At 52.1% G+C, this 10,355-nt stretch carries 13 protein-coding genes; all 13 read right to left on the bottom strand.

Annotation, left to right across the window (positions count from 1 at the left end; all coding sequences use genetic code 11):
- On the bottom strand, positions 1–243 hold a 243-nt coding region (locus tag ACI3UA_RS07590; RefSeq protein ID WP_439724207.1), incomplete at its 3' end, for a TfoX/Sxy family protein.
- Between the two features lie 215 nt (positions 244–458).
- Positions 459–1,262, bottom strand: coding sequence for a MerR family transcriptional regulator (locus tag ACI3UA_RS07585; protein ID WP_439724206.1), 804 nt, complete (start codon positions 1,260–1,262; stop codon positions 459–461).
- A gap of 183 nt (positions 1,263–1,445) precedes the next feature.
- Positions 1,446–2,201, bottom strand: a complete 756-nt coding sequence (sdhB, locus tag ACI3UA_RS07580) for a succinate dehydrogenase iron-sulfur subunit (RefSeq protein ID WP_439724205.1) — start codon at positions 2,199–2,201, stop codon at positions 1,446–1,448.
- Between the two features lie 17 nt (positions 2,202–2,218).
- On the bottom strand, positions 2,219–3,970 hold the full coding sequence (gene sdhA / locus ACI3UA_RS07575; RefSeq protein ID WP_439724209.1) for a succinate dehydrogenase flavoprotein subunit: 1,752 nt from the start codon (positions 3,968–3,970) through the stop codon (positions 2,219–2,221).
- Between the two features lie 116 nt (positions 3,971–4,086).
- Positions 4,087–4,707 (bottom strand): succinate dehydrogenase, encoded by a 621-nt coding sequence (locus tag ACI3UA_RS07570; RefSeq protein WP_439724204.1) that lies wholly within the window; start codon positions 4,705–4,707, stop codon positions 4,087–4,089.
- 39 nt (positions 4,708–4,746) lie between these two features.
- Positions 4,747–5,304 (bottom strand): Fe-S-containing hydro-lyase, encoded by a 558-nt coding sequence (locus ACI3UA_RS07565; protein ID WP_277007529.1) that lies wholly within the window; start codon positions 5,302–5,304, stop codon positions 4,747–4,749.
- Positions 5,305–5,321: 17 nt separating this feature from the next.
- Positions 5,322–6,164, bottom strand: coding sequence for a fumarate hydratase (locus ACI3UA_RS07560; protein ID WP_439724203.1), 843 nt, complete (start codon positions 6,162–6,164; stop codon positions 5,322–5,324).
- A gap of 189 nt (positions 6,165–6,353) precedes the next feature.
- Positions 6,354–6,899, bottom strand: a complete 546-nt coding sequence (locus tag ACI3UA_RS07555) for a metallophosphoesterase (protein ID WP_439724202.1) — start codon at positions 6,897–6,899, stop codon at positions 6,354–6,356.
- Positions 6,900–6,954: 55 nt separating this feature from the next.
- Positions 6,955–7,608: an RdgB/HAM1 family non-canonical purine NTP pyrophosphatase gene (gene rdgB, locus ACI3UA_RS07550; RefSeq protein ID WP_439724208.1), complete on the bottom strand. Its 654-nt coding sequence runs from the start codon at positions 7,606–7,608 to the stop codon at positions 6,955–6,957.
- 95 nt (positions 7,609–7,703) lie between these two features.
- Positions 7,704–8,480, bottom strand: coding sequence for a ribonuclease PH (gene rph / locus ACI3UA_RS07545; RefSeq protein ID WP_439724201.1), 777 nt, complete (start codon positions 8,478–8,480; stop codon positions 7,704–7,706).
- A gap of 214 nt (positions 8,481–8,694) precedes the next feature.
- Positions 8,695–9,078, bottom strand: coding sequence for a fluoride efflux transporter CrcB (gene crcB / locus ACI3UA_RS07540; RefSeq protein WP_439724200.1), 384 nt, complete (start codon positions 9,076–9,078; stop codon positions 8,695–8,697).
- 5 nt (positions 9,079–9,083) lie between these two features.
- Positions 9,084–9,746: a coenzyme F420-0:L-glutamate ligase gene (locus tag ACI3UA_RS07535; protein WP_439724199.1), complete on the bottom strand. Its 663-nt coding sequence runs from the start codon at positions 9,744–9,746 to the stop codon at positions 9,084–9,086.
- Between the two features lie 18 nt (positions 9,747–9,764).
- The gene (locus ACI3UA_RS07530) at positions 9,765–10,340 is read right to left on the bottom strand and encodes a hypothetical protein (protein WP_439724198.1); all 576 of its coding nucleotides are present in this window, start codon (positions 10,338–10,340) and stop codon (positions 9,765–9,767) included.
- Positions 10,341–10,355 lie beyond the last annotated feature (15 nt).

Raw genomic sequence — 10,355 nt, 5'->3', positions numbered from 1 at the left:
ATCAACATTATCCACCAATAGCATTTCCTTTGCCCCCTCATAAGGGACGGCGTATTCAATATCCTTCATATAAGCAACAGCCGCCTTCACCGGTTTCACCAGAAAACGGTCATCATAAATTCCACCTATAATCTTGCCTTTGTAGTATAAAATATACTCCCCCATCATGGCGCGATAACTTACATCTTCCGCCTCAGAAAGCTGCTCCAAAATAAAATCCAGATATTCCTTTCCTGATGACATGCTCCCCTCACCTGCTTTCCACCAAATCAATTACTATTATACCATATACCGCGGTTTTAGCAAAAAGCCTGTATTGCACTTGTGAAATTATCGCCATATAAAAAGCTGCTGCAGGATGCAAAAAACACCCCGCAGCAGCCATACAAACGCACAGCTTCAGCAATCACTTTCACAGCATAGCACATTTTACTTGCAATCTCATGGGAAGATGCTGATTACTCTACTGGAAAGCACACCTCGGTCACATACTCATCCGGATTCTGCGTTTGAGCAGGGCTCACATGATAAATATTGAACATCGGGCCTGAAACAGTATAGCCATTTGCCTTAATCCAGGAAATCACTGTGGCTGTAACATCATTCATCTGCTCATAACCGCCCTTCATGATGCAGCTTGCCACCTTGACCGCCGGAAGGGTTTTAAATTTTACGTGCTCCGTGTCCTGATATGTCCCCTTTACATTCATGGATATCATAACTTCCACGTTTTTTTCCTTATACTCCATATCAAGGAACTGGGCCGAGGCAAAGCATGGCACAGCCGGAATGAGCGGCGGCCTGCATTCTCCCAGCATATTCCACAGCATGCCCTCATCCTCATAACGGGGAATTACCATCTGCACAGTGGCAGCGTATCTTTCAGGTATTGTCTTTACGGTAACATCAAAATTCATGACTTGCTCCTTTCTCAGCCTCTTTCGGGCTGACTCCAGAAGCATCAGCTTGTACTCCGTCTGCCTGTAGCTCTCCATCAGTTCCTTCTGCCTTTCGGCCAGAAAAACATCCAGCCTTTCCTTGTCATCATAAATATCAAGGATTTTGACTATATCCGCAAGGGCAAATCCCATGTCCTTCAAGGCGGTAATCCTGCCCATGGCAAAGAGCTGTTCTTCCTGATAATAGCGATAGCCTGTAAACTCATCAATTTCCGCCGGCTTCAGCAGGCCAATATCATCATAGTGACGAAGCATCCTGATGCTTACCCTGGATAGCTTTGAAAAATCTCCTATTTTTAGCATTATTCCTACCTCCATGGATGTTTCTTGTTGAGCTCACCACAATAATAAGCCCTGACATAGTGTGAGAGTCAAGCTCCATCTGCTCATTTATTTGCACCCAAAACTGCCTGTACATGCAAAAAGGCTGCCGCCGGGTGAACAGACACCCTGACAGCAGCCTTCTGCAAGCCGAAAAATTACATATTACTTGTTGAAAATGTTCTTCAAGGCCTGCTTGTTCACATCGCGGTTCAGCTGAGCCAGGTAAGTGGTCAGCTTGATGTTCTTAGGGCAAACCTCTACGCAGTTCTGGGAATTGCCGCAACCGGTGATACCGCCCTTGCCCATGAGAGCATTAAGACGCTTCTCCTTGTCGAATTTTCCCAGCGGATGCAGGTTGAACAGGTAAGCCTGTACAGTAGGGGAAGCACCGATAAAGTCAGACTGAGGGCCGACATTCGGGCAAGCCTCCAGACAGCAGCCGCAGGTCATGCAGTGAGAAATCTCATAAGCGGTGGTAGCGGTGTAAGGATTCTGGATAGGAGCATCCTTAACTTCCCAGGTACCATCAATCTCAACCCAGGCCTGTACGCGCTTCAGGCTCTCGAACATTACGGAACGGTCGATGAGCAGGTCGCGGATTACAGGGAAGGTTCTGGCAGGAGCAAGGCGGATTGGCTGCTCCAGCTCGTCAATCAGGGCACAGCAGGCCTGACGGGCCTTGCCGTTGATAACCATCATGCAGGCGCCGCATACCTTCTCCAGGCAGTTGCACTCCCAGGTAACAGGGGCAACACGCTTGCCATCCTTGGTTACAGGATTCTTCTGGATTTCCATAAGGGAGGCAACGACGTTCAGTGCAGGACGATACGGAATTTCAAATTCCTGAGTGTAAGGCGCGCTGTTAGGGCTGTCCTGACGCTCAATAATAAAAGTAACTGTTTTCTTCTGTTCTGCCATTCTGATTTATCCTCCTCTTATTCCTTCTTCGCAACAGCATAGTTACGAGGACGAGCCTTAATCAGAGAATGCTCGAACTCCTCATAATTTACGATTGGCTCCTCGGTCTTAGGATCGTAGGTAACAACAGTGGTCTTCATGAACTTCTCGTCGTTACGAGGCATGAATACCAGCTCCTCGCCGTCCATCTTGCGCTTGCCGTTAGCATCCAGCTCAATCTTGGCATGAGCACCACGGGACTCATCACGGCAGCGGGCAGCCTTGGTAATAGCCATTGCATAGAGAATCATGTTGCGGAGCTGGCGAACAAACATGGCCTCCTGATTAGCCCAGTTGCCATGGTCGGTCAGACCGATGTTGTCCCAACGCTTCAGGATTTCCTTCAGCTTGACAAGGCACTTGTCCAAACCAACATTATCACGCTCGATAGATACATACTCATACATGATCTCGCCCATTTCCTGATGCAGCTTGTGCGCGTTCTCAGGACCGTTCATCTGGCGGATCTTGTCATACTCGGCCTGAACCTCCTGACGGGCTGCTTCCAGCTCGGCATCGGTCAGAGCCACGCCCTGCTTGCCTTCCTTGCAATACTTCATAGCCTCAGGGCCGGAAACAGTGCCGGAATAAGCAGCAGACAGCAGGGAGTTAGCACCCAGACGGTTTGCACCGTGGTACTGATGGTCGCACTCACCGGAAGCCATCAGGCCAGGAATCGTGGTGAAGTGCTTTCTATCTACATAGATACCGCCCATGGAATAATGAACGGAAGGGAAAATCTCCATTGGAACCTTGCGAGGGTCCTTGCCTACGAACTCGGTGTAAATCTCGATGATGCCGCCCAGCTTGCGCTCCAGATAATCAGCCGGAATGTGGGACAGGTCGAGATATACGCGGCGGTCGCCGTCAATACCCAGGCCCATGTGAACGCATACCTTGAAAATAGCGCGGGATGCAACGTCACGAGGAACCAGGTTGCCGTATGCAGGATACATATCCTCCAGGAAGTACCAAGGCTTGCCATCACGGTATACCCATACGCGGCCACCCTCACCACGGCATGCCTCGGACATCAGACGGTTCTTGTCGGAGCCAGGGATAGCGGTCGGATGAATCTGGATGAACTCAGGGTTGCCGATAGCTGCGCCCTGCTGGTAAACAGCAGATACAGCGGAGCCGTTGCAGATAGTGGAAGCGGTGCAGCGGCCGAATACCTGGCCAGGGCCACCGGTTGCCAGAATGACAACGTCAGCAGGGAATGCCTTAATCTCCATGGAGTTCATGCTCTGGGCAACAATACCGCGGCAGATGCCGTCCTTGTTCTTGATAATCTTGATGAATTCCCAGAACTCATACTTGGTTACGCCGCCCTTAACTTCCCAGCGACGAACCTGCTCGTCAAGAGCATACAAAAGCTGCTGACCGGTAGTGGAACCGGCAAAGCAGGTACGCTTATTCTTCTGGCCACCGAAGTTACGGAGGTCGAGAACGCCTTCAGGGGTACGGGTGAAAGGCACACCCATGCGGTCGAACATCTTGATGAGCTTCGGAGCAGCCTCAACCATGCCCTTTACAGCCAGCTGGTCTGCCAGGAAGTCACCGCCATATACGGTATCATCGAAATGCTCATAAATGGAGTCATGCTCGCCCTTGGTATCCATGCAGGCATTGATGCCGCCCTGGGCGCAAAGGGAGTGAGAACGCTTTACCGGACAGTAAGAGAACAGGTCTACTTCGCCGCCAGCCTCGCAAATTTTAAGGGTAGCCATCAAGCCAGAAAGACCGCCACCAACTACAATAATCTTATTTTTAGCCACGCAGTTTCTCTCCTTATACAATATTTTTAACTACGACAAATTCTCCAAACAGGCTATGCAATCAGGGATTACATGAAGTAAGAGAACATAAACGCCAGAGTCAGGAGGCACATCAGAGCGCACAGACCCATAGCAATCTTGTCAACAACGCACTGTGCACGAGGGCCCTTGGCAATACCCCAGGTCATGCAGAAGGTAGTAATACCGTTGCAGAAATGGAAAATGGCAGCAAACATACCGAGTGCATAGAGAACGAAGACAATCGGGTTGGACAGAACGCTCTGTACCAGCTCATAGCTGATATGAACGCCGCTCAGGCCCTTGAGATAAATACGGAGATAGCCCACATGCCAGATGAGGAATGCTACCAGGTACCATGCAGTGTAACGCTGCAGGGCAAACTTCAGGTTGCGGGAGTAACCATAGGCACCAGGGTTGTTCTTTGCATCCAAAGCGATAAAAATACCATAAATTGCATGGAACAGGATTGGCACTGCATACATGCAGATTTCAATGCCCAGGAAAATTGGTGGTGGAATGAGCTCCATCATAGCCAATCCCTGATTGAACACCTCAGGGCCACCCATAGCCGAAGCATTTGTCAGCAAATGCTCAACCAGCACACCGCCGAGTAAAATCAGACCGCAAAGGGAATGCAGACGGCGAAGATAAAAAGATACGTTAATCATTCTAGACCTCCTAAATATATTCTTTCCTGCGGAAAGTAATTATAACTTACGATATGGAGCCTGACCCATCTCGTAGAAGTTATTGCCTTCAGAGTCGATTACAACGATAGCAGGGAAATCCTCAACCTCCAGAGCTGCCACAGCCTCAGGCCCCAGCTCAGGGTAAGCCAGAACGGTGTAGCTCTTTACGGACTTGGAAATCAGGGCAGCAGCACCGCCCACGGCAGCGAAATAGGTTACGCCATGCTTCTTCATGGACTCGATAACCTCCGGTGCGCGGGAGCCCTTGCCAATCATGCCCTTGATGCCCTGATCAAGCATGGTAGGCGTATAAGCGTCCATACGGCCGGAAGTAGTAGGGCCGCAGGAGCCGATAGGATTGCCAGGCTTGGCAGGAGTAGGGCCGAGGTAATAAACAATCTGGTTGTTCCAGTCAATCGGCAGCTTCTCGCCGCGGGCCAGAGCCTCGGTCATAGCCTTGTGGGCAGCATCGCGTGCGCTATAGATGGTACCGCTGATCAGCACGCTGTCACCAGCGCGCAGAGTGCGGGATACTTCCTCAGTCAAAGGTGTAGTAATGCGAATCTTTTCAGCCATTATCTTTCTTCCTCCTCTTATAATACACGCTCGGAATGGCGCATTGCATGACAGCAGATGGTCACGGCAACAGGCAGTCCGGCAATGTGGGTAGGTCCCCACTCGATATTTACAGCCAGGGCAGAAGTAGTGCCGCCCAGCTGAGGCCCGATACCGGTCTTGTTAATCATCTCGAGGAGCTCGCCCTCCAGCTTCGCATAATCAGGATGCGCATTGCGGACATTGGTCGGACGCATCAGGGCGCGCTTGGACAGGTATGCAGCCTGATCCATGGTGCCGCCGATACCCACACCTACAACCATCGGAGGACAAGGGTTGCAGCTTGCATGCTGGATGATATCCAGAACAGCATTCTTGACACCCTCGACACCGTCAGCAGGAACCAGCATCTTGATGCCGGACTTGTTCTCGCTGCCGAAGCCCTTCAGGGTAACCTCAATCTTCAGCTTGTCGCCATCCACAATCTTGGTGTAGATGATAGCAGGCGTGTTGTTCTGAGTGTTCACACGGTTGAACAGCGGCTCAGCCACAACGGACTTACGCAAATACCCCTCAACGTAGCCCTTTGCGACACCTGCATTGATGGCATCAGTCAGATTGCCGCCCTCAATGTGCAGATCCTGACCGATTTCCAGGAATACGATGGTCATGCCGGTATCCTGGCAGATAGGCCTGTCCTCTTCGCGGGCAATCTCGGAATTGCGGATGATCTGGTCGAGAACATCACAGCCAACAGGAGATTCCTCGGTTTCCCTGCCCTTCTTCAATGCCTCATATACATCCTTTGGCAAATAATAGGCAGCTTCCTTGCACATCTGCGCTACTTCAGCAGTAATCTGCTCTACATTAATTGTACGCAAAGTAAACCCTCCCTAAATATTATATAATAAAATCACATTCGCTACTTTATGATATCATATTTTTAAATTGCTTTCAACCTAATAACAGCAAGGGGTTTAGGTAAAATAAAGTGAACCGAATTCATCTTTTTGTATTGATTTATCAGAATTATAATCGGTAATTTGTAGGATAAATTTTATGAATATTGTTCAAAACAATCCGAACCATTTTTCACGTTTTTTCCCCTTGCCGGCTTTGCCGGAAGCAACCCTGTCCTCAAGATGGTAATGGTAAATCTCAGGCTCCGCCCCCTCGGTCAGCTCCAGCACCATAAAGGACTGGCCGCCGCCGTCCCGCGGGTAGGCCAGGCTGCCGGGATTGATGAGCAGCACGCCGTCCACCTTTTCCCTGAACGCCACATGGCTGTGGCCAAAGACGGCAATATCCGCCCCGTTCTCCTGTGCCGCCTGCACCATGCCATAGGGCGAGCCCTTGACGCCGTAGATATGGCCGTGGGTCAGGAAAATCCGATGGCCGCCCGCCTCCACAACCTCCTCATCCGGCACGCTGCGGTTGCCCCAGTCACAGTTTCCTGCCACATTTATCACCTTGGCATCATACACCATATCCAGATATTCGGCATCATGAATCATATCTCCTGCATGAAGCCACAAATCAATCTCCCCCGCCAGCTCCACCGCCTGGTCAATAGCCGCGGTATTGCCGTGGGTATCGCTTATCAATCCGATTCTCATCTCAACCGCTCCTCAATAAGTCGTGCAACATCCCCAAAAACCTGCCGTTACCCTGCTATGCCATGACAGGGCCGCATTCCTCGAAATACCCCCGCAAAAGGACTGCCATCTCAGCCAGCGCAGCCCCACGGTGGCTGATGGCCTGCTTTTCCTGCAGTGTCATTTCCGCCATGGTTCTCTCACCCACGTAAAAGTACGGGTCGTAGCCAAAGCCGTTCTCCCCCCTGGCCTCAAGGCGGATTTCGCCACGGCAGAAGCCCTGTGCCGTCAGCACCCTGCCGTCAGCATCAATAAAGGTCAGGGCGCACTGATAGGCCGCCGGCGAGGTCTCCCTGCCCAATGCATTCAGCTCCTGCTGCAGCTTTGCATTGTTGTCCGCATCGCTGGCATTTTCCCCGGCAAAGCGGGCGGAATACACTCCCGGCGCACCACCCAGCGCCTCCACCTCCAGCCCGGAGTCATCAGCCAGGCAGGCCATGCCCGTCTGCTTCTGATAATACCCGGCTTTAATCAGGGAATTGGCCTGAAAGGTAGCACCATCCTCCACCGGCTCATCATACCTCTCCGGCAAGTCAGCCAGCGAAACCAGCTCCACCGGCAGTTCACGAAAAGCATTCAGCATTTCCCTTACCTTGCCCTGATTTTTCGTGGCAATCACGATTTTCAGCTTTTCCTGCCCCTTGACTGCCGCCTGCACATTTTTCTTCATATTTAATAAATTATTCATATCCATATTCACTCGCGACCAGCGGACCAGCCAGACATATAGCCCCAACAGGGCAATATCCAGCAAATTGTCCAGCTTCATTCGCGGCCTACCCTCCATACCAGCACGTTGCCCAGCACATCCTTCTCATAGGAAATCAGCTCATCAATGCCCTTTTCCGCCAGCTCCAGCAGGCTGTTCATCTCATCCCGGCTAAAAGGCCGCCCTTCGCCGGTGCCCTGCACCTCCACGAACTGCCCCTCGCCGGTCATAATCACGTTCATATCCACCACCCCGGCTGAATCTTCCTCATAGCAAAGATCAAGGAGCGGTTCTCCGGCAGGGGAAATGCCCACGCTGATGGCCGCCAGAAAATCCTTTACCGGAAACGGCTTCTTTTCATCATAAATGCTGTTGCAGGCCTCCACCAGCGCAATAAACGCCCCCGTAACAGAGGCTGTTCTGGTGCCGCCATCCGCCTGAATCACATCGCAGTCAATGATAATCGTCCGCTCCCCCAGCGCCTTCATGTCCATGACGGAGCGCAGGCTGCGGCCTATGAGCCGCTGGATTTCCTGTGTGCGCCCAGTCTGCCTGCCCCTGGCCGCCTCCCGCGGCGTTCTGGTATTGGTGGCACTTGGCAGCAGGGAATACTCCGCCGTCAGCCAGCCCTCGCCGGTTCCCCGCAGAAAATTCGGCACCCTTTCCTCGATGGTGGCCGCGCAGATTACCTTGGTGTTGCCCATCTCAATCAGCACCGAGCCGGCAGGATTCTTCTGAAAAAAACGATTTATCCGGTAACGGCGCAGCTGGTCGGCCTGCCGCCCGTCCGGGCGCCCCTCCGGCTGAGCCTTGCGCCCATTCTTCCGCTCCATACAATTCCTCCTTGCAAAAACCTTACTATTATATGATACCATAAAAACACAAAAAAATACTGCCAGCGACCAAAACTGACAGTAAAATTTTGCAAATACTTTCATCGCCCGGCCACAGCACTGCCGCGGCCGATGCCGAACAGCCGAATCATCCGTCACTGCACTGCCGCGCCGGTATCCGGCTTATCCGCCACGCCCGATATCACCTGTGGCATCAGCTCAGCCAGTTAGCCGCATACATGCCCATCAGCACCGCCGCAATACCCAGGCTGACATTGCCTGCCACATTCAGCAGTGAGGACATAACGTGCTGATTTTGCATCAGGCTGACCGTTTCCATGCTGAATGAGGAAAAGGTGGTAAAGCCGCCCATGAAACCTACCAAAAGAAGCAGCCTGATATGCTCCGGCACCGGCATACTCTTGTTGATAAAATAAAACATCACCGCGCCCATAAAAAAGCTGCCTATGATGTTCGCAGCAAAGGTGCCATAGGGAAAGCTGCCGTTCACATGGCTGCCCATGAAGGTAGTCACCAAATAACGGCTGACAGCGCCCATGCCGCCACCCACAAAGACCAGCAAAGCATTAAACAGCATAATTATTACCCCTGTTCCTGCAGCTTGCGGAAATTCTTGATGATAACAATCGGCGTTTTCTGGGAAGCATTGCCGAATGGATTATCAATCAGAAGCCGTGCCGCCCTTTCACCGTCCAGACCGGCAGAGGCACCAACTACACGGGAGCGCTTCAGGTCATTTACATCGGCAATCAGGCCGCCAAAACAGCCCAGACGCTGTTTCAGCTGCTCCACCACCTTCTCCGGCTCCTTCGGGCCGTAGACAATGTGCTTGTCAAAAGGCGGCATAGTGCCGGTAACATCATCAATCAGGGCAGTCTGCTCACCGCCCCACTTGTAGAACAGGCCGTTCATGCCTACCAGCTTGCCCAAAAAGCCCATGACCAGCGCACCGGCAACGCGCCACTTGCCCTCTACATCCATCAGGGACTGCATGCCGTGAGGGCTGGCCAGAGAACCATAATCCGGGATGAAACGGCAGCAAAGCCTTGCCACGCGGGTAATCTTCAAATCCTCCGGACGGACTGCCCTGCCCTGGGTGATGGCAACCACGCTCTCCGCTACGGAAATAACGTCATCCGGGCCAATCTTGCCCTTGGTATAACGCTCTACCACATCGATAATATCATCCTTTTCCGTCAAAATCCTCGTCGGAATAGGCACCAAATCTATTTTAATCTCGCTCATGTCAAACAACCTCCCAACTCAGTCCTGTACCAGCTCTGTACCTGCCAGGGCAGCCACTTCCGCTGCCGGTACCTCGATGCGCACCTGACGATAATGGCAAGGGATGCGGCCGGTTTCCAGCCAGATAAGCTGGAAGTTGAAGTCAGGCATCCGGGACACTGCTTCCTTGATGGACATGCCCTTTCTGGCAATCAGCTTCACCTGGCACTTGATGGAGGCCTTGTCCAGCCCGCCCTTGTAGCCCTTTCTCTGAATGATGTACGCCTCAAAGTAATCATCCTCGCGTGGCGCAGTCAAAAGCTCCGCATGGCCGCGGGTTTCCAGTCCGTCATACTGCTCATAAGGCAGCTGCGGACGCACCAGGGCATCCATGATGGTAGCACACTGCTTACCTTCATTGACAAACTCAATCACTGTGCTGATGGTCAGGCTATCCTCAGTCTGCTCATCCACAGCCAGCCTGCTGCGGCTCTCCACCTTCGGCACAATAATCTCCGTTCCTGCATGATTAAGATACAGCTTCACCAGTACGACCAGCACAACTGCAGCTGCCACCAGCCACAGCAGGCAATCAAAAAAAGTAACTGAACACATATAATTTCCTCCCAT

Origin of the sequence: Anaerovibrio sp., assembly GCF_051866355.1 — a bacterium.
Lineage (GTDB): Bacteria > Bacillota > Negativicutes > Selenomonadales > Selenomonadaceae > Anaerovibrio.
This window is presented reverse-complemented; position numbering and strand designations above follow the sequence as displayed.